General features: G+C 75.5%; 2 protein-coding genes. Both read right to left on the bottom strand.

Going from position 1 to position 21,893, the window contains the following annotated elements; genetic code table 11:
• Positions 1-46: 46 nt before the first annotated feature.
• Complete coding sequence (locus NEH16_RS29770; RefSeq protein WP_265546106.1) at positions 47-7,561, bottom strand: non-ribosomal peptide synthetase; 7,515 nt, start codon at positions 7,559-7,561, stop codon at positions 47-49.
• Positions 7,558-21,825 carry a non-ribosomal peptide synthetase gene (locus tag NEH16_RS29765; protein WP_265546103.1) on the bottom strand — a complete coding sequence of 4,756 codons (14,268 nt, stop codon included), beginning with the start codon at positions 21,823-21,825 and terminating at the stop codon, positions 7,558-7,560. Before NEH16_RS29765 ends, NEH16_RS29770 begins: the two co-directional genes overlap by 4 nt.
• Positions 21,826-21,893: the final 68 nt, after the last annotated feature.

Here is a 21,893-nt window from a genome sequence, read left to right as displayed (position 1 = left end):
GGATGGTTGTATGCGAATCGCCGGGAACCTGACATTTGGTGATCGTTTACGCCCCCGGAAGCGCTCCGGGAGCCGGCAGGAAGCCCGTGACCTGGAAGTACGTCAGATAGCGCGTCAGCACCTCGTCGGTGAGCGGTTGTTGGCGCACGCCCGCCTCCTCCGCCGCCCGGGCCGTGCGGCCGGAGTCGAAGCGTCGGTGGTCCGCCTCGTCCTCGCCGGACCCGTCATCGCCGAGGAACAACTGCGCGGCGTTGTCCGGGTGTTCGGCCACGCAGGCCCGCCACTCCTCGGGCGTCACGGGGCGCAGCTCGTACCCGAGGCGGGCCGCCGCCTCGAAGACGCGGTCCAGGCCGGGCGCGTCCGGGTTGGTGTAGTGGTACGCCGGGGCCCCGGGCCGTTCGGCGGTGCTGAGGGCCACCACGGCGGCGCTGACGTAGTCCACCGGCACCCAGTCCGTCGTGCCGTGCGCCAGGTCGGGCACCGCTCCGGCCTGGAGGCAGCCCTTGATGAGCTGCCAGAGCAGGTCGCGGTCCTGGCAGGCACCGGTGGCGGTGTCGCCGCTGATCCGGCCCGGGCGGTGCACGGTCACCGGGAGGCCGCGCTCGCGGGCGAGGCCCACCAGTTGCTCGGCGACCCACTTGCTCTGCGCGTATCCGTCCGGCAGGCCGTCCGCCGGTCCGGTCGGGGAGGACTCGGTGAGCGGCGTGGGGTCCGTCCCGCGCGACGGGGCGTACACGCCGGTGGTGGAGACGTAGTGCAGGCCGGGCGAACCGGAGTCCGCGAGGAGGCGCAGCAGTTCCTCGGTGCCGCCGACGTTGGGCGCGCGCAGATCACCGTACGGGGCGGCGAAGTTGACGCGTGCCCCGTTGTGCAGCACGGGTCCGAGGCGCCGGGCGAGGGCGGTCCGTTCGTCGGGTGCGAGGCCGAGGCCGGGGGCCGCGAGGTCGCCGGGGACGGGGTGGATCAGGTCGGCGTACCGGGACTGCCACAGGCCGTAGTGCTCCAGGTTGGCCCGGAGCCGCTGGGCCGCGCTGTCGGGGCTCGCGGCCCGCACGAGGCAGTCGACGGGGCCGTCCGTGGCCTCGATGAGATCGCGCAGCAGGAACGCGCCGAGGAAGCCGGAGGCGCCGGTGAGCAGGGGCCGCGCGGAGGGGTGGGCGGGCCGGCGGCCCCGGCGCTCGGCGGTGATGTCGGGCGCGAGGCGCACCTCGGCGGCGAAGTCCGGTACCGCCGCTTCCTCGTGCTCCTCCTCCCCCGGCGCCCGGCCGAGGAGACGGTCGACGCCCTCGACGGTGGGTGTCGCGAACAGGGCGCGCAGGGAGGGCCGCACCCCGCAGCGCTCTCCGATCCGGCGGGCCAGCGTGACGGCGAGCAGGGAGTGGCCGCCGAGCGCGAAGAAGTCGTCGGTGACGCCGACTTCGGGCACCCCGAGGGTCTGCGCGAAGACCTCGCAGAGTTCCCGTTCGCGGGCGGTGCGCGGGGCGCGCCCGCCGGCCGCCGCCGGGCTCTCCGGGGCGGGCAGCGCGCGCCGGTCCGTCTTGCCGTTGGGCGTCACGGGGAGGGCGTCGAGCCGGACGTGGGCTGCGGGGATCATGTGTTCGGGCAGGGTGGCGGCGAGGTGGGCGCGCAGTTCCGCCCAGCCGGGGGCGGGCCCGTCGGCGGCGGGGACGGTGTAGGCGACGAGGCGCCGGTCGCCGGGGCGGTCCTCGCGGACGGTGGCGCAGGCGGCGGCGACCCCGGGGTGCGAGCCGAGCGCGGCCTCGATCTCGCCGAGTTCGATGCGGAAGCCGCGCAGCTTGACCTGGTCGTCCACGCGGGAGACGTAGAGGAGGCGGCCGTCGGGCGTCCACCGCACCAGGTCCCCGGTGCGGTACATGCGAGCCCCGTCGCCCGCGAAGGGGTCGGCGACGAAGCGGGTCGCGGTGAGGGCCGACCGGCCGAGGTAGCCGCGGGCGACGCCCTCACCGGCCACGTACAGCTCGCCGGTGACCCCGGGGGGCACGGGGGCCAGCCGGTCGTCCAGGACGTACACGCGGGTGCCGTCGACGGGGGCGCCGATGGGCACGGTGCGGTCGGGGGCGAGGGGCCCTTCCGCGTGCTGGAAGGTGCTCATGGTGGCGCAGACAGTGGTCTCCGTCGGGCCGTAGGCATTGACGAGGAAACGGTCCCCGGCCCAGGCGTGGACGAGTGCGGGCGGGCACGCCTCTCCGGCGAGGACCATGGTGAGGCCCGTGGGGAGGGAGTCCGGCGGCATCACGGCGAGGGCGGCGGGCGGGATGGTGAGGTGGGTGACGCCCCGGTCGCGGACCAGCCCGGCGAGGGCCGGTCCCGGCAGCAGGGCGTCGCGGGTGTCGATCTCCAGGCAGGCGCCGGTGAGCAGCCCCATGCACAGCTCCCAGAACGCGGCGTCGAAGCTGACCGACGCCATGTGCAGCACCCGGCTGCCCGGTCCGACCCGCAGCCGTTCGCTCTGCGTCCTGGCCATGGCGCGGACGCCCCGGTGCGTGACGACGACGCCCTTGGGGCGGCCCGTGGAGCCCGAGGTGTAGATGACGTACGCCGGGTTGGCCGGGTCGATGCGGACCGGAGCGGGCGCCGCGCCGCTGTCGCCGAGGTCGTCGGTGTACAGGTGCGGCACCGGGTGCTCGGGCAGGCCGCGGTGGAGTTCCGGGGTGGTGAGGAGCAGGCGGGGGCGCGCGTCGTCCAGCATGTACGAGAGGCGCTGGGCCGGGTAGTCCGGGTCCAGCGGGAGATAGGCGGCGCCCGCCTTGAGGACGGCGAGCAGGGCGACGACCAGCTCGGACGTCCGGGGCAGCGCGACGGCCACCCGGTCCTCGGGGCCGATGCCCCGCTCGGTGAGGTGGCGTGCCAGGGCGCCCGCGCGGGCGTCGAGTTCGCCGTAGGTGAGGCTGGTGTGCGCGTCGCGGACGGCCGGGGCGGCGGGGGTGCGCCGGGCCCACTCCTCGAAGAGTGCGGGGACCGTCGTGGCGGGCAGGTCGTCGGCGGGTCCGGTGCCGAGGGCGGTGAGGCGGCCGTGCTCGGCGGGGGTGAGCAGGTCGTACGTGTGCAGGGGGCGGTCCGGGTCGGCGGTGACGGCGCCGAGGAGCCGGACCAGCCGGTCGGCCAGGCCCTGGACGGTGGGCGCGTCGAAGAGTTCGGTGGCGTAGTCGACGGTGCCCCGCATCCCGTCGAGGGCGCCGGTGCCGTCGTAGGTCTCGGTGAGCGCGAACGACAGGTCGAACTTGCTGACCTCCGCCTCGGCGGGCACCCCGGTGACGGTGAGGCCGGGCAGGTCGATGGCGGCGGACGCCTGGTTCTGGAGGACCAGCATGGTCTGGAAGAGCGGGTGGTGGCTCTGGGCGCGCGCCGGGTTGAGGAGTTCGACCAGCCGCTCGAAGGGCACGTCCTGGTGGGCGTAGGCGGCGAGGTCGAACTCGCGGACCCGGCCCAGGAGTTCGCGGAAGGTGGGGTCGCCGCTCAGATCGGTGCGCAGGACGAGGGTGTTGACGAAGAAGCCGACGAGGCCGTTCGCCGCCTCGTCGGTGCGTCCGGCGACGGCCGTGCCCAGGGGGATGTCCTCGCCGCCGCCGTGCCGGGAGAGGACGGTCGCCAGGGCGGCCTGGAGGACCATGAAGACGCTGGAGCCGCAGGTGCGGGCGAGCTCCGTGACGTGGCGGGCGGTGGCCCGGTCCACGGAGAAGCCGAGGGTGGCGCCGGTGTGCCGGGAGGTGGCGGGGCGCGGCCGGTCCCAGGGCAGTTCGATCGCCTCGGGCAGCCCGTCCAGCGCGTGCCGCCAGTGGGAGAGCTGCCGGCAGACGAGGCTGTCGGGGTCCTTCTCGTCGCCGAGCAGGTCGCGCTGCCAGAGGGTGTGGTCCGCGTAGTCGACGGGCAGCGGGGCCCAGTTGGGCTCCTCGCCCCGGGCGCGGGCGCGGTAGCCGAGGCCCAGGTCGTGGGCGAGGGGCGCGAGCGAGGTGCCGTCGGCGGCGATGTGGTGGACGACGAGCACGAGGACGTGGGCGTCGGGCGCCAGGCGGAGCAGGGTCGCGCGCAGCGGCAGGCTGCGTTCGATGTCGATGGTCTCGGCGGTGGCGGCGGCGACGCGGTGGCGCAGCTTCGCCTCCTCGACGCTCTCCATCGCGAAGGGGATGACGACGTCGCCGGGCGCGGTGATGTGCTGGCACGGCCCGTCCTCGCCCTCGGGGAAGACGGTACGCAGGGCGGTGTGGCGCGCGATGACGTCGGCGACGGCGGTGCACAGGGCGTCGGCGTCGAGCGGTCCGTCGATGCGTACGGCGAGGGGGATGTTGTACGTGGCGGAGGGCCCGTCGAGCCGGTGCAGGAACCAGAGCCGCTGCTGGGCGTACGACAGCGGGAGTTCGGCGGGGCGCGGCTGCGGGACGAGGGCGGGGCGGGTGCCGCCCTCGGCGCCTGCCAGGGCCGTGGCGAGCGCGGCGACGGTGGGGTGCTCGAACAGGGTGCGGATGTCGGTCTCGGTGTGCAGGGCGGTGCGGATGCGGCCGACGAGGCGGGTGGCGAGCAGGGAGTGGCCGCCCAGCGCGAAGAAGCTGTCGTCGGTGCCGACCCGGTCCACGCCGAGCACATCGGCGAAGAGCCCGGCGAGGATCTCCTCCATGGCGCTGCGCGGTGCCCGCCCGGCCGCCGTGCGGGGTGCGGTGGGCGCGGGCAGGGCGTTGCGGTCGATCTTGCCGTTGGGGGTCAGGGGCAGGGCGTCCAGCGGCTGGATGACGGCCGGGACCATGTACGCGGGCAGCAGCCGGCCGACGTGGGCGGCGAGCAGTCCGGGGTCGGGCGTCTCGCCGGGCGCGAGGACGACATAGGCGGTGAGGGTGCGGTCGCCGGGCAGGTCCTCGCGTACGAGGACGCAGGCGGCGCGTACCGCGGGGTGGTCGCGCAGGACCGTTTCGATCTCGGCGGGTTCGATGCGGTGGCCGCGGAGCTTGATCTGCTGGTCGGCCCGGGCGACGTAGCGCACGGTGCCGTCGGCGTCCTGGCGCACCAGGTCGCCGGTGCGGTACATGCGGGCCCCGTCGGCCGCGAAGGGGTCGGCGACGAAGCGGGTCGCGGTGAGGGCGGCCCGGCCGAGGTAGCCGCGGGCGACGCCGGGGCCCGCGAGGTACAGCTCGCCCTCGGCGCCGGGCGGTACGGGGCTCAGGGCGGCGTCCAGGACGTAGGCGCGCATGCCGTCGAGCGGGTGGCCGATGGGCGGGGCGCCGCCCGGGGTGTGGTCGGGGCCGACGTGGTGGGTGGTGGCGAAGGTGGTGGCCTCGGTGGGGCCGTAGACGTGCAGGACGGTCGTCCCCGGGTGGGCGGCGGCGATGCGCTGCATGACCCCGGGCGCGGCGGCCTCGCCGCCGGCGGCGACCAGGCGCAGTTGTCCGAGGCAGCCGGGGTCGGTCTCGGCCAGGACGTTGAAGAGGGCCGTCGTCAGGAAGGCGGACGTGACGCCGTGCCGGGTCACCAGGTCCCGCAGGGTGTCGGGCTGGAGCGGGCCCTCGGGGGCGACGACGACGCGTCCGCCGCGCAGGAGCGGGGTCCAGAGTTCGAAGGTCGAGGCGTCGAAGACGTACGCGGAGTGCAGCAGGACGGCGTCGGCGGCGCCGCCGTCCCAGCCATGGTGGGCGGCCAGCGCGGCGATGTCGCCGTGGCTGACGCCGACGCCCTTGGGCAGTCCGGTGGAGCCGGAGGTGAACATGACGTACGCGAGCCGGTCGCCGCCCGGTGCGGCGGGGAGCGGGCCGGGGGTGGCGGGGCCGCCGGTGAGGACGCGGCCGGCGCGGTCGACGGTCAGCAGGGCGGTGTCCGGCCCGAGTTGGCGGACCCAGGGCAGCGAGGCGGTGGTCTCGTCCACGACGAGGACGCGCAGGGGGACGACGTCGGTGACCCGGTTGAGCCGTTCGGTGGGCCAGCGGGGGTCGAGGGGCACATAGGCCCCGCCCGCGCGCAGGGTGGCCAGCGAGGCGGTGACGGTGGCGGCCGAACGGGCGACGAGGATGCCGACGCCGTCCTCGGGCCCGGCCCCGAGCCCGGTCAGGGCGGCGGCGAGCCGGTCCGCGAGACCGGTGAGCTGTGCGTACGTCAGCTGCTCGCCGGCGCCGGAGACGGCCACCGCGTCGGGGCGGCGGGCGGCCCGCTCGGCGATGGCCTCCGGGACGCTCAGGGCCGTGGTGCCGTCGGGGAGGGCGGCGCCGGTGCCCCGGGCGATCAGCTCCTCGCGTTCGCCGTCGAGCAGGAAGGGCGCGGTGTCGGCGCGCCGGCCGAGGTCCTGGGCCATGGCCGTCAGCAGCTGCCGCATGCGCGAGACGGTCTCGGCCACCTCCTGGCGGTCGAGCACGGCGGCCCGGTAGCCGAAGGTGATCCTCAGGGTGTCGCCGGGGGCGACGGTGAGGGTGAGCGGGTAGTGGGCGGCGTCGGTGCCGCTGAAGCCGGTGACGGCGAGGCCGGGCAGTCCGCGCTGGGCGGTGCGCAGGGCCTCGGCGTCCATCGGGTAGTTCTCGAACACGACGAGGGTGTCGAAGAGTTCGTCCAGTCCGGTGACGCCCCGGATGTCGCTGAGGCCGATGTGCTGGCTGCCGAGGAGCCGGCCCTGCTCGGCCTGGAGCCGGGTCAGGAACTTAGCCAGGGTCTCGCCGGCCGCGGGTCCGGTGCGGACGGGCACGGTGTTGATGAACAGGCCGACCATGGACTCGACGCCGGGAAGCTCCGGCGGGCGCCCGGACACGGTGGTGCCGAACACCACGTCGGACCGTCCGGTGAGGTGGCCGAGCAGCAGGCCCCAGGCGCCCTGGACCAGGGTGTTGAGGGTGAGGCGGTGGGCGCGGGCCGTCTCGCGCAGCCGGTCCGTCACGGCCGCGTCCAGGTCGAGGACGAGCGTCTCGGGCAGTTCGGCGGCACCGTCCGGGCCGTCCCGCTCCGCGAGGAGGGTCGGCGCCTCGATGCCGGCGAGGGCGGCGGACCAGGTGTCGAGGGCGGCGGCGCGGTCCTGCTGGGAGAGCCAGACGAGGTAGGCGCGGTACGGGGTGACGCGGGGCAGTGCGGTGTCGTCGCCGCCGGCCGCGTACAGCTCGAACAGCTCCCGTACCAGCAGGGGCAACGACCATCCGTCGAACAGGATGTGATGGCTCGTCATGACCAGGCGGTGCCGGTCCGGCGCGGTCCGTACGAGGGTGAACCGCATCAGGGGCGGGGTGGCCAGGTCGAAGCGGCGGGTGCGGTCGGCGGCGAGGAAGGCGGTGAGCCGGTCGGGCACCTCGTCGGCGCCGGTCAGGTCCAGCTCCTCCAGGGGTACGGGGACCTCGGCCGCGACCGCCTGCACGGGTTCGTCCAGGTCCTCGTGGAGGAAGCCGACGCGCAGGTTGGCGTGGCGGCGGAGGAGGCCGGCGACGGCGGCGCGCAGGGTCGCGACGTCGACGGGGCCTTCCAGGTCGAAGACGAACTGCGCGGTGTAGACGTCCACGGCGTGCGAGTCGTACAGCGCGTGGAAGTACATCCCGGCCTGCAGCGGCGTCAGCGGGAGTACGTCCTCCAGTTGGAACCCGTTCACTTGCGTCCACCCCACTTGTTCTGCAGTCGGTCGATCTGGGCCTGGTTGAGCGAGACCAGGGGAAGGTCGGACGGCGTCCAGCCGCCTGCTCCGGGCTGTTCGGCGTGTTCCGCGACGGCGCGCAGGGCGCGGTTGAACGCCTCGGCCAGTGCGCCGACGTCCTCCTCCTTCAGCAGGTCGCTGGGCCAGGTCCAGCGGGCCACCAGGCGGGGGCCTTCCGGCAGGTCCTCGGTGTGCGCGTTGATGTCGAGGACGTGGTGCACGGGCATGTCGGGGTCCTGGCTGCGCGGTCCTCCGGCGTCGAGCAGGACGTCCCAGTCGCCGTCCGCCGCCCGGCCCGGGGCCGCGTACCGACCCAGGTAGTTGAAGCCGATCTGCGGTGCGGGGGCGGCCAGACGGGGGCCGGTGGCCGGGTTGAGGTGGCGCAGCATGCCGTGGCCGACGCCGTGGTCGGGGACGGCGCGCAGCTGTTCCTTGACGCGCTTCACTGCACGCTCAACGAGCGAGGCGCCGAAGCGTGCCGGGTCGCGGACGTCCAGCGGGCCGGGGTCGACCCGGACGGGGTAGAGGCTGGTGAACCAGCCGACCGTGCGGGACAGGTCGATGTGGTCGGCGATCTGCTCCCGGCCGTGGCTCTCCACGTCGAGGAGTACGGCGGTGTCCGGGCGGGTCCGCCAGGCGTTGACGGCGAGGGCGAGCGCGGTCAGCAGGATGTCGTCGACTCCGGCGTGGAAGGCGCCGGGGACGGTGGTGAGGAGGGGCTTGGTCCAGGTGGCGGGCAGGTGGGTGGTGAGGGTGCGGGTGCCGTCGGCGGTGTCGAGGAACGGGTCGAGCGGCCGGTAGCCGAGCTGGGGGTCCGGTGTCCGCAGCGCTTCCTCCCACAGGGGCAGTTCGCCGGTGCGGGCCGGTGTGCGGGACTGTTCGGCGAGGAGCTGGGACCAGCGCCGGTACGAGGTGGTGGCGGCGGGCAGCGCGGTTGCCGTGCCGGTGGCCACCCGCCAGGCGTGGGCGAGGTCGTCGGCGAGGATGCGCCAGGAGACCGCGTCGACGGAGAGGTGGTGCACGACGAGGAGGAGGCGCCCGCGCGCACCGGGTCCGGCGTCGCCCCAGACCGCCTCGAAGACGGCTCCGGCGGAGGGCCGCAGGCGCCTGCGGGCCCGTTCGCCCGCTTCGGTGAGCGCGGCCCGGGCTGCGTCGGCGTCGAGTCCGGCGATGTCGATACGGGTGAAGCGGCGCCGGGCCGTGACGGCGCCGGGCGGCAGCGTTTCGAGTACGGGGTCGCCCCCGGCGATGCGGGTGACCCGCAGGCGGAGCATGTCGTGGTGGTCGGCGAGGAGCTGGAGCGCGGCGACGAGGGTGTCCTCGCGGGCCCCGGCGGGGGTGCTCAGCACCCCGGACTGGTTGTAGCCGTCGGCGGTGCCGGGGCGTTCGAGGAACCAGGCGGCGATGGGGGTCGGTTCCATGGTGCCGGTGCCGTGCCCGTCCGGTTCTCCGGTGGCGCCGTCCAGCGGTGCGGCGACGGCCGCGATGGCCTCCGGGGTGCGGTGGACGAAGACGTCCCGGGGGGTGACGGCGAGCCCGGCTTCCCGGACGCGGCTGACGAGCTGGATGGAGAGGATGCTGTCGCCGCCGAGCGCGAAGAAGTCGTCGTCGGTCCGGACGGCGGGGGCGCGGAGTACGGAGGCGAACGCCTCGCACAGGACGCGTTCGGGCGCGGTGCGCGGCTCCCGGCCCGGCCGCGCGGCGTCCGGCCGCTCCGGTGCGGGGAGGGCCGCGCGGTCCGTCTTGCCGTTGGGCAGGAGCGGCAGCGCGTCCAGGGCCACGAAGGCGGCGGGCACCATGTACGGCGGCAGGGCGGTGGTGAGCCGGGTGCGCAGTGCGCCGTCGGTGAGCCGGTCGCCCACGGTGTACGCGACCAGGCGCCGTTCGCCGGGCCGGTCCTCGCGGACGAGGGCGCAGGCGGCGGTGATGCCGTCGACGGCGGTGAGGGCGGCCTCGATCTCGCCGAGTTCGACGCGGAAGCCGTTGAGCTTGACCTGGTCGTCGGCGCGGGCGACGTAGTGCAGGAGCCCGTCGGCGTCGCGCCGGACCAGGTCGCCCGTGCGGTACATGCGGCTGCCGGCCGGGCCGAAGGGGTCGGCGACGAAGCGGGTGGCGGTGAGCCCGGGGCGGCCGAGGTAGCCGCGGGCGAGGCCGTCGCCGGCGATGTGGAGTTCGCCGGTGACTCCTGCCGGTACGGGCTGGAGCGCGGCGTCCAGGACGTAGGCGCGGGTGTTGTCGACGGGGCGGCCGAGCGGGATGCCGCCCTCCTCCCCCGCGTCCTCTGCGCGGACGTGGTGGGCGGTGGCGTCGATGGTGGTCTCGGTCGGGCCGTAGAGGTTGTGCACCTCGGCGCCCCAGGCCCTGGCGGCCCGGGCCGCCAGGGCGCGGGTCAGGGGCTCGCCGCCGCAGGCGACGGCCCGCAGCGCCGGGGGCGCCGCCTCGGCCCCGGTCTCGGTGAGCAGGAGCGCGAGGTGGGAGGGCACGAACTGGGCGAGGGTGATGCCCTCGTCGCGCATCCGGGCCAGCAGCCCGGCCGGGTCGTGGTTGAGCGCGGCCGGTACGGGGCAGGTGGCGCCGCCGTGCAGCAGGGGCAGCCAGGTCTCCCAGACCGAGGCGTCGAAGCTGGGCGAGGTGCGGGCGAGGACGCGGTCGTCGCCGGTGAGGGCGAGGTGGCCGGCCAGCCAGGCCATGTGGTTGGTGAGGGCGGCGTGGGTGACGACGACGCCCTTGGGGCGGCCGGTGGAGCCGGAGGTGTAGATGACGTAGGCGGCGTCGTCCGGGCCGGGCGCGGCGGCGGCCGGTGGCGCCCCTCGTCCGGCCGGCCAGGCGGACCGGTCGCCGAGCGCGAGACGGGGCACGGCCGCGTACCGGTGGGCGCGCGCCATGTCGTGGACGAGGAAGAGGGCCGGGCGGGCGTCGTCGAGCATGTGGGTGACGCGGGCTTCGGGATAGTCCAGGTCGACGGGCAGGCAGGCGGCCCCGGCCTTGGCGACGGCCAGCATCGCGACGACGCGGTCGGCGTTGCCTTCGGCGGCGAGGGCGACGAGGTCGCCGCGGCCGATGCCCCGGTCGTGGAGGTGGTGGGCCAGGTCGTCGGAGCGGGCGTCCAGTTCGGCGAAGGTGAGCCGCTGGGCGCCGGTCCGGACGGCGGTCCGTCCGGGGGTCCGGGCGGCCTGGGCGCGGAACGCCTCGGGCGCGGTCCGCGCGTGGACCGGGCGGACGGGCCCCGGGGCGGCCCGGTCCAGCTCGGCGCGCTCGGCCGCGTCCAGGAACGCGGCGGTGCGGACGCGCCCCTCGGGGTCGGCGGCGAGCGAGGCGAGCAGGCGGGTCAGGCGCGCGGCCAGGGCGTGCGCGGTGGCGGGGTCGAAGAGGTCGGTGGAGAACTCCAGGTTCCCGTCGAGCCCGGTGGGCCGGCCCGCCTCGTCGCGGGTCTCCGTGAAGGTGAAGGTGAGGTCGAACTTGCTGATCCCGGTGCGCACGGGCTGCTCGGTCACGGTGAGACCGTCGAGGCCGAGCGCGGTGTCCGCCTGGTTCTGGAGGACGATCATGGTCTGGAAGAGCGGGTGGTGGTCCTGCGCCCGGGTCGGCGCGAGGGCGTCCACCAGCCGTTCGAACGGGAGGTCCTGGTGGGCGTAGGCGGCCAGGTCGTACGCCCGGACCCGGTCGAGCACTTCGGTGAACGTGGGGTCGCCGGTCAGGTCGGTGCGCAGCACGAGGGTGTTGACGAAGAAGCCCACCAGATCGTCCAGGGCCTCGTCGGTGCGTCCGGCGACGGCGGTGCCGAGGGGGATGTCCTCGCCCGCGCCGTGCCGGGAGAGCAGGACGGACAGGGCCGCCTGGAGCACCATGAACAGGCTGCATCCCCTGGCGCGGGCCAGCTCGGCGAGCGCCCGGTGCGTGTCCGCGTCCACGGGGAACGTGAAGGCGTCGCCCCGGTAGGTGAGGGCGGCGGGGCGCGGCCGGTCCAGGGGCAGGGCGAGCAGGCCGGGGCTGCCGGCCAGCGCGGTGCGCCAGAAGTCCAGCTGCTGGGCGGCCCTGCTGTCCGCGTCGTTCTCGTCGCCGAGGAGGGCGCGCTGCCAGAGGGTGTAGTCGGCGTACTGGACGCGGAGTCCGGGCAGGTCGGCCGCCTGGCCCCGGCCGCGGCCGCGGTAGGCGTCGCCGAGGTCGCGGGCGAGCGGGGCGAGGGACCAGCCGTCGCCGGCGATGTGGTGGACGAGGAGGACCAGTACGTGGGACTCGGCCCCGAGGCTGAGCAGCCGGGCCCGTACGGGCAGGTCCGCGGTGACGTCGAAGGCGTGCGCCACCTCGGCGGCCAGCGCCTCGTCCAAACGGTCCGGGTGGACGGCCCGGGGGGTCAGGTCCAGGTCGGCGTGGTCGGCGGCGAGGACGAGCTGACGGGGCACGCCGCCGGTCTCGGGGAACACGGTGCGCAGGCTCTCGTGCCGTTCCACGACGTCCACGAGGGCGCGTTCCAGGGCCGGGGCGTCGAGCGGTCCTTCCAGGCGCAGTACCAGCGGCACGTTGTAGGTGGGGCTGGGGCCCTCGAACCGGTTGAGGAACCACAGGCGCTGCTGCGCGAAGGAGAGCGGGAGCGGGTCCGGCCGGTGCGGGATGCGCACCAGCGGCGGGGCGGCGGCTCCGGCACCGTCCAGGGCGGCGGCGAGCGCGGCGGGCGTGGGGTGCTCGAAGACCGCCTTGACCTGGGCCTCGACGGCGAGCGCGGTCCGGATGCGGGCGACGAGCCGGGTGGCGAGCAGGGAGTGGCCGCCGAGGGCGAAGAAGTCGTCGTCGGCGCCCACGGCCGGGAGGCCGAGGACATCGGCGAAGAGCCCGCAGACGATCTCCTCGCGCGCGGTGCGGGCGGCGCGCCCGCGTGGCGCGGCGTGCTGTTCGGGCGCGGGCAGGGCGCGCCGGTCCACCTTGCCGTTGACGGTCAGCGGCAGGGCGTCGATCAGGACGAACGCGGAGGGCACCATGTAGGCGGGCAGCGAGCGGCCGACGGCTTCGGCGAGTTCTGCCGGGTCGGGGCGGACGGCCCCGGCGGGCACCACGTAGGCGACGAGCCGCCGGTCTCCGGGGACGTCCTCGCGTACGGCGGTGAAGGAGTCGGCGACCCCCTCGCAGCAGGCGAGGACGGACTCGATCTCGCCGGGTTCGATGCGGTAGCCGCGCAGCTTGACCTGGCTGTCGGCGCGGGAGACGTAGGCGATCTGCCCGTCCGGGGTCCACTTCACGAGGTCGCCGGTGCGGTACATGCGCCCGCCGTCCGGGTCGAAGGGGTCGGCGACGAACCGGGTGGCGGTCAGGGCGGGCAGGCCGGTGTAGCCCCGGGCGACGCCGCGCCCGGCGAGGTACAGCTCGCCCGTGACGCCCGCCGGGACCGGGCCCAGCGCGCCGTCGAGCACGTACAGCCGCATGCCGTCCAGGGGCCGGCCGATGGGCGGCGGGCCCGCAGGCAGGTCGGCGGCGACGTCGTAGCGGGTGGCGAAGGTGGTGGTCTCGGTGGGGCCGTACACATGCAGGACGCGGACACCGGGCGCGGCTCCGGCGACCCGCTGCATGGCGTCGGGCGAGGCGAGTTCGCCGCCCGCGCAGACGAGTCGGAGTCCGGCGAAGGCGCCCGGGTCGGTGTCGGCGATCACGTTGAGCAGAGCGGTCGTCAGGAACACCGCCGTGACGCCCTGTTCGCGGACGGCATCGCGCAACGTCCTGGCCTCCAGGACGCCTTCGGGTGCGACGACGACCGTGCCGCCGCGCAGGAGCGGCGCCCACATCTCGAAGGTGGACGCGTCGAAGACGTACGCCGAGTGCATCAGGACCGCGTCGGCCGCGCCGCCGTGCCAGGCGGAGTCCTCGGCCAGCGCCGCCACGTCGGCGTGGCTGACCCCGACGCCCTTGGGCAGGCCGGTCGAGCCGGAGGTGAACATGACGTACGCGAGCGTGTCCGGGCCCGGTACGGCGGCGGCCCTGCCGGGTGCCGGGGGCGCGCCGCGCAGGACGCGTCCGGTGCGGTCCACGACGAGGACCGGGATGCGGCGCGCGGTCTCGGTCACCCAGGCGGACGCGGCGGCCGGCTCGTCCACGACGAGGACCCGTACATCCGCCACTTCGGCGACCTGGTCGAGCCGTTCCCGGGGCCAGCGCGCGTCCATCGGGACGTACGCGGCGGCGGCGCGCACCGCGCCGAGGGACGCGGAGACGACGGCCGGTGACCGGGAGAGCAGCACGCCGACACCGGTCTCCGGACCGGCCCCGAGACCGGCGAGTGCACCGGCCAGATCGGCCGAGACGGCATCGAGCGCGGTGTACGTGAGGGTGGTGCCGTCGCCGGTCACGGCCACGGCGTCCGGGGTGCGGCGGGCCTGCGCGGCGAAGAGCGCGGGCAGGGTGGTGTCCGGTGCGGGGGCGGGGAGTTCGCGGCCGGTGCCCCGGTGGGCGGTGCGGGTGCGTTCGTCCGGGGTCAGCAGGTCGTAGTCCGCGAGGGGCAGGGCGGGGTCGGCGGCCACCTGTTCCAGGAGCCGCAGCAGGCGCGCCGCCAGGGCCTCGACGGTGGCGCGGTCGAAGAGGGCGGCGGCGTACTCGATCCCGGCGGTGAGGCCGCCCGCGCCCCGCTCCTCGCCGAAGGCGAAGGTGAGGTCGAATTTGCTCAGGCCGTTGTGGACGAGCCGGTCCTCGACGTCGAGTCCCGCCAGGTCGGGGCGTACGGCGTCCTGGTTCTGGAGGACCAGCATGGTCTGGAACAGGGGGTGGTGGTTGCGGGCCCGGACCGGGTTGACGCTCTCGACCAGCCGCTCGAACGGCACGTCCTGGTGTGCGTAGGCCGCGAGGTCGAACTCCCGCACGCGCTCCAGGAGTTCACGGAAGGTAGGCGCACCGGACAGATCGGTGCGCAGGACGAGGGTGTTGACGAAGAACCCGACCAGCTCCTCCAGCGCCTCGTCGGTGCGGCCCGCGACGGGCGTGCCGAGGGGGATGTCGTCACCGGCACCGTGCCGGTGCAGCAGGGTGGCGACGGCCGCCTGGAGCACCATGAACAGCGTGGTGCCCGATTCCCTTGCCACACGCAGGAGTTCGGCATGCAGCGCGGGCGGTACGTCGAAGGCGTGCACGCCCCCCGAGAGGTCGGTGGTGACCGGGCGCGGGCGGTCGAGCGGCAGGTCGATGAGCCCGGGGAGTCCGGCGAGCGCGGCGTGCCAGTGGTCCAGCTGCTCGCGCAGCACACTGCCGGGGGCGTCCGGGTCACCCAGGACGGCCTGCTGCCACAGGGTGTAGTCCGCGTACTGGATCCCGTCGCCGGCCTCGGGTTCCCGCCCGGCGAGGCGGGCCCGGTAGGCGTCGCCCAGGTGGCGGGCGAGCGGGGCGAGGGACCAGCCGTCGCCGGCGATGTGGTGCAGGACCAGCACGAGGACGTGGTGGCCGGGCGCGGTGCGCAGCAGCCTGGCCCTGAGCGGCGGATCGCCGGCCACGTCGAACGGCTCGTCCACGGCGGCCGCGACGGCCGCGTCCAGCCAGGCCGGGGCGGTGCTCTCGACGGGCAGCCGGGGGGCGACGGCATCGGCGGGCAGCACCAACTGCTGCGGCACGCCGTCCCGTTCGGGGAAGACGGTGCGCAGCGCCTCGTGCCGCTCCACGACGTCCCGGAGGGCGGCACGCAGCGCGTCGGTGTCCAGCGGCCCGTCGATGTCGAGGACCAGCGGGATGTGGTACGAGGAGCTGGGGCCTTCGAGCCGGTTCAGGAACCAGAGCCGTTGCTGCGCGTACGACAGGGGCAGCGGGTCGGGCCGCTCGGCCACGGGCAGGACCGGCGGGCGGGAGCCCGCCCGGCTGTCCAGGGCCCGGGCGAGCCCGGTGACGGTCGGGTGCTCGAACAGGGTGCGGACGGCGAGGTCGGCGCCGAGGACCGTGCGGACCCGGCTGACGACGCGCATCGCGAGGAGCGAGTGCCCGCCCAGGTCGAAGAAGCTGTCGTGCGGTCCGACGCCGGGGCGGCCCAGCACTTCGGCGAAGATCCCGGCGAGCAGGTCCTCGCGCGGGCCGAGCGCGCCGGCGCTGTCCCCCGCCTCCTCCTCCGGCCGGGGCAGGGCTCGCCGGTCCGTCTTGCCGTTGGGCAGGAGCGGCAGTTCGTCCAGGGCGACGACCGCGGCGGGGACCATGTAGTGCGGCAGCGCCTCGGCGAGGGCGTCGCGCAGGGCGGCCGGGCGCGGGCCCCGGTCCGTGGTGACGGCGTAGGCGACGAGGCGGCGCTCGCCCGGCGCGTCCTCGCGGATCACCGCGCAGGCGGCGGTGACCCCGGGGCGGGCGAGCAGGGCGGCCTCGATCTCGCCGAGTTCGATGCGGAAGCCCCGCAGCTTGACCTGGTCGTCGGCGCGGGAGACGTAGTCGAGCAGCCCGGCCGCGTTCCACCGGACGAGGTCGCCGGTCCGGTACATGCGGGCGCCGGCACCGTCGAAGGGGTCGGCGACGAAGCGGGCGGCGGTCGGTCCGGGCCGGTCCAGGTAGCCGCGGGCGAGGTTGGGGCCCGAGAGGTAGAGCTCACCGGTGACCCCGGGCGGGACGGGCCGCAGCCGGTGGTCCAGGACGTAGGCGCGCATGGTGTCGACGGGCCGGCCGATCGGCACGGTCTCGTAGGGGGTGTCCGGCGTGGCGGGGACGCGGTGGGCGGTCGCGTCGATGGTGGCCTCGGTCGGCCCGTAGAGGTTGTGCACCTCCGTCCGCCACAGCGCGGCCGTCTCCTCGGCGAGGGCGCGCGGCAGGGGCTCCCCGCCGCAGAGGACGGCACGCAGTCCGGGCAGGGGTGCGGCGTGGGCCGCCTCGGACAGGACGAGCGTGAGGTGGGAGGGTACGAACTGGGCGACGGTGACGCCGAATCGGCTCATCCAGGAGACCAGCGTGTCCGGCTCCGTGTTGGCCCCGGACGGCAGTACGCACACCTCGGCGCCGTACATCAGCGGGAGCCACACCTCCCACACGGAGGCGTCGAAGCTGGTGGACGTCCTGGCGAGGACCCGGTCCTGCGGACTGACCGTCAGGTGCCCCGCCATCCAGGCCATGTGGTTGGCCAGCGCGCCATGGGTGACGACCACTCCCTTGGGGCGGCCGGTGGACCCGGAGGTGTAGATGACGTAGGCCGGGTCCGCCGGGTGGGGTGTGTACGGGAGCGGAGTGGCGGGGTTTGCGTGCGGGGCGTCGATGGCGAGCCGGGGGATGTCGCCGGTGGGCACGTCCCCGGCGGTGAGGACGAGGACGGGGCGCGCGTCGTCCAGCATGTGGCGGATGCGGGCGTGCGGGTAGGCCGGGTCGACCGGCAGGTACGCGGCGCCCGACCGCAGCACGGCGAGCATCGCGACGGCGGTGTGCACGGAGGGCGGCGCGGCGATGGCGACCCTGGTCTCCGGTCCCGCGCCGCGCTCGCGCAGCGCGTGGGCGAGGCCGTCGGCCCGGACGTCGAGTTCGGCGTAGGTGAGGTGGGTGTGCGCGTCGCGCACGGCGACGGCCTCCGGCGTACGCAGGGCCTGGGCCCGGACCGCTTCGGGGGCGGTGAGCGCGGGCAGGGGCCGGGGCGCGCCGTGTCCCCGGGCGAGGAGTTCTTCCCGCTCGGCCGGGGTGAGGGGGTCCAGGTCGCCGATGGGGCGGCCGGGGTCGGTGACGGCCTGGGTGAGGACGTGGGCGAAGCGGGCGCAGAGGGCGCGGGCGGTGGCGGCGTCGAAGAGGTCGGTGGCGTACTCCAGGTAGCCGCCGATGCCCGCAGGGGCCTCGGGGCTCTCCTCGGTCTCGGTCAGCGAGAAGGTGAGGTCGAACTTGCTGCCGCCCTGGTGCCGGGACCGGTCGCGGACGGTGATGCCGGGCAGCTCCGGTTCGGCCCGGTCCTGGTTCTGGAGGACCAGCATCGTCTGGAAGAGGGGGTGGTGGTCGCCGGACCGCTCCGGGTTGACGGCCTCCACGATCCGTTCGAAGGGCAGGTCGCTGTGGCCGAAGGCGGCGATGTCGGACTGCTTGACCCGGTCGAGGAGTTCGCGGAACGTCGGCTCGCCGGAGAGGTCGGTGCGCAGGACGACGGTGTTGACGAAGAAGCCGACCAGCTCGTCGAGCACCTCGTCGGTGCGCCCGGCCACCGCGGTGCCGAGCGGGATGTCGCTGCCCGCGCCATGGGCACCGAGCGTCACGGCGAGGGCCGCCTGGAGCACCATGAACGGTGTGCACCCGGCGGTGCGGGCGAGCCGGACGAGGGCGGCGTGCGCCGGGGCGGGTAGGTCGAAGGGGACGGACGCGCCCCGGTGGCTGGGCACGGCGGGGCGGGGCCGGTCGAGGGGCAGGGCGAGCAGGCCGGGGGCGCCGCGCAGGGCCTCCTGCCAGAAGGCGGTCTGCCGGGCGGCGAGGCTGTCCGGGTCGCCGTCGTCGCCGAGCAGTCGGTGCTGCCAGAGGGTGTAGTCGGCGTACTGCACGCGCAGCGGCGCCCAGTCCGGGGTGCCGCTGCCCTCGGTCCTGGCCAGGTAGGCGGCGGAGAGGTCGCGGCAGAGCGGGGCGAGGGACCAGCCGTCGGCGACGATGTGGTGCAGGACGAGGACCAGGACGTGCCGGGCGGGCCCGTGCCGGAGCAGGTGGGCGCGGACGGCGGGGTCCCGGCTCAGGTCGAAGGGGGCGGTGCTCAGCCGGCGGACCGTCTCGGCCTCCCAGAGGTCGGCGTCCCCGTCCGCCGGGGGCTCTTCGAGGGTGAGGGGGACGAGCGACGCGGCGGCCTCGGCCTCGATGATCCGCTGGCGGGCGACGCCGTCGCGCTCGGCGAACGTGGTGCGCAGGCTCTCGTGCCGGACGGCCACATCGGCCAGGGCGCCGCGCAGCGCCTCGGTGTCCAGGGGTCCGTCGAGTTCCAGGACGAGCGGGACGTTGTAGGTGTCGCCGGGCGCCTCGGACCGGTTGAGGAACCAGAGGCGCTGCTGGGCGAAGGACAGCGGCAGCTCCTCGGGCCGGGGCTGCGGTACGAGGACGGGGCGGGCGGCACCCGCGGTGTCCAGGGCCGCGGCCAGGGAGGCGACCGTGGGGTGGTCGAAGAGGGTGGCGAGGGCGAGTTCGACGCCGAGGGCGGCCCTGACCCGGCCGGTGAGCCGGGTGGCGAGCAGCGAGTGGCCGCCGAGGGCGAAGAAGCTGTCGTCCACCCCGACCGCGTCCATGCCCAGCACGTCGGCGAACAGCCCGGCGAGCACTTCCTCGTACGCGGTGCGCGGTGCGCGGCCGGTGCCGGTGGCGGTCCGGGGCGCGGGCAGGGCGCGGCGGTCGACCTTGCCGTTGGGGTTGAGGGGCAGGGCGTCGAGGACGACGAAGGCGGACGGCACCATGTACGCGGGCAGCGTGCGCCCGACGCGCCGGGCCAGTGCGGCGGTGTCCGTGCGGGCTCCGGGCGCGGGCACCACATAGGCGACGAGCCGGCGGTCGCCGGGGGTGTCCTCGCGGACCATGACGCAGGCGCCGCGCACGTCCGGGTCGGTGAGCAGGGCGTGCTCGGTCTCGGCCGGTTCGATGCGGAAGCCGCGCAGCTTGACCTGGCCGTCGGCGCGCCCGACGTACTCGATGTCGCCCGCGGCGGTCCAGCGCACGAGGTCGCCGGTGCGGTACATCCGGCTGCCGGGCGCCCCGTACGGGTCGGCGACGAAGCGGGTGGCGGTGAGCGCGGCACGGCCCTGGTAGCCGCGGGCGACGCCGTGCCCGCTCACGTACAGCTCGCCCACCACGCCGGGCGGCACCAGGTCCAGGGTGTCGTCGAGCACGTACAGCCCCATGCCGTCCAGCGGGCGGCCGATCGGCGGGACACCGGGGGCTTCGGCGGTGACGGGGTGGCGGGTGGCGAAGGTGGTGGTCTCGGTGGGGCCGTAGACGTGCAGGACGCGTGTGCGGGGCGAGGCGGCGGCCACCCGCTGCATGAGGTCGGGGGTCGCGGCCTCGCCGCCGGCGGCGACCACGCGCAGCCCGGCGAAGACCGCCGGGTCCGCCTCGGCCATCACGTTGAACAGGGCCGTCGTGAGGAACAGCGCGGTGACGCCGTGCCGTTCCACCGCCTCGCGGACGGCGCGCGCCTCCAGGACGCCGCCGGGGGCGACGACCACCCGGCCGCCGTTCAGGAGCGGCACCCAGAGCTCGAAGGTGGAGGCGTCGAAGACGTACGCGGAGTGCATGAGGACGGCGTCGGACACCCCGTCGGTCCAGGCGCTGTCGGCGGCGAGGGCCAGGACGTCGGCATGGGTGACGCCGACGCCCTTGGGCAGGCCGGTGGAGCCGGAGGTGAACATGACGTACGCGAGCCGGTCGGGTCTGCTGATCCGGGGCAGCGGCCCGGGCCGTTCCGGCGCTCCGTCGAGTACCCGGCCGCCCCCGTCCACCACGAGGAGCGGCAGGTGGGCGGCGGCCTCGCGGACCCAGGGTTCGCGGGCGGTCCGCTCGTCGGCGATCAGTGCGCGGACGCGGGCGGACTCGGCGACGCGGCCGAGCCGTTCGGCGGGCCAGGCCGCGTCCATCGGGACATAGGCGGCGCCCGCGGCGACGGTCGCGAGGGTGGCGGCGGGCACGGCGGCCGAGCGCCCCAGGAGCACCCCGACGCCGTCCTCGGCGCCGATGCCCCATCCGGTCAGCGCGCTCGCCAGGTCGTCGGCCGCCCGGTCGAGTTGCCGGTACGAGAGGGTGTGCGCCCCGTCCACGACGGCCGGGGCGTCCGGGGTCCGGCGCGCTTGGTCGCGGAACGCCTCCGGCAGGGTCCGCGCGAGGGCCTTCTCGGGCAGGCCGGTGCCGAGCCCCTGGGCGCGCAGGGCGGGGGCGGTGGCTTCGTCCACGAGCGGCAGGTCGCGCAGGGGCAGTCCGGGGTCGGCGGCGGCGAGGGCGGAGACGAAGGACACCACGGCCTGCTCGTGGAGGCGGACGTCCTCGGGGCGGTAGAGGTCGGGCCGGGCGTCGAAGCCGATCAACGGGCCCTTGCCCTCGGCCCGTTCGGAGACGAAGAGGGACACGTCGTCCACCTGGCCCACCGACAGCACCCGGGAGGGGGCGGGGATTCCGGCGAAGTCCCGGTCGTAGTCGTAGCCCATGATGTTGACGACGATGCCGGTGAGGCGGGCCGCGTCGTCGCCCGTGTTCAGTTCGCGGGCGAGCTGTTCGCGCGAGAAGCGGCGGTGGCGCAGGGCGCCGCGCATCTCGGCCGCCGCCGCGCGGACGAGGTCGCCGACGGACATGGCGTCGGTGGGGGCCAGGCGGAGCGGGAGGATGTTGGCGGTCATGCCGACGATGTGCCGCAGCCCGCCGTGCCGGCCGTTGGAGGCGAGGCCCACGGTGACCTCGCGGGTGCCGGTGACCCGGGCGGTGTAGGCGGCGACCGCGGCGACCAGGACGGCGCTCCATGTGGTGCGGTGGGCGCCGGCGAGTCGGCGCAGGTCCTCGAAGACCTCGGCGGACAGGGACTCGCCGTTGTGCAGCCGCATGCCGGACGTGCCGGTGGTGGTCGGCGCGTCGGGGTCGGCCGGTGCGGGGAGGTCGGTGCGGCGGCGGATGAGCGTCCGGCCGCCGTGCGTGTCGTCGTCCCCGGTTTCGGCGGCCGGACCGGCGAACTTGGCGGTCCAGTAGGCGCGGTCGGCTTCGTGGCGGTCGGATGCCAGGTAGGCCGTCTCGTCGGCGACGAGTTCGCGCAGGGGTGCGGCGGGCAGCGTGGCCCCGGCGAGGTCCTCGCCGCGCACCGCGCGTCCGTAGAGGTCGGCCACGGCGCGGGTGAAGAGGGCGCCGCCGAGGCCGTCGACGGCTATGTGGTGGAAGCGGACGTACCAGTAGGACAGCCCGTCGCCGGCGCGGAGCAGGGCCATGTGGTGCCGGGGGCGGTGCAGGCTGTCGGGCGTGGCCATGTCCGTCGCGAGGTAGCGCTCGACCTCGGCGGCGGGGTCGGCGGCCCCGGACATGTCCACGATCCGGAGCCGGCGGGCGCCGGGCTCGCGGACGACGCGCTGGAGGAGGGTGTCGCCCTCCGTGACGAACTCGAGGTTGAGGCTGTCGCACAGTTCGAAGGCCCGGTCGACGGCGGCGGCGAATAGCGCCTCGTCCAGGTCGCCCCGGATCTCGAAGCATTCACCGATGTTGTATTTCGGGCTGTCTGGATCGACCAGTTGCCCGTACCAGACGCCCTGCTGGGCTGCGGTCGTCCCGAAGAACTCTTCGGGAGCGGATTCCGGGGAGGCAGAGCCGTTTTCGCGCATGCCGGGACACACCTTCGGGGAGAGCTTTCGGGGGACGGAGAGGGCAGGACGAAGCCGGCCGTGCCGGT

This window comes from Streptomyces drozdowiczii, assembly GCF_026167665.1.
GTDB lineage: Bacteria > Actinomycetota > Actinomycetes > Streptomycetales > Streptomycetaceae > Streptomyces > Streptomyces drozdowiczii_A.
The sequence above is the reverse complement of the archived record's forward strand: the minus strand, read 5'-3'. Positions and strand labels throughout refer to the sequence as shown.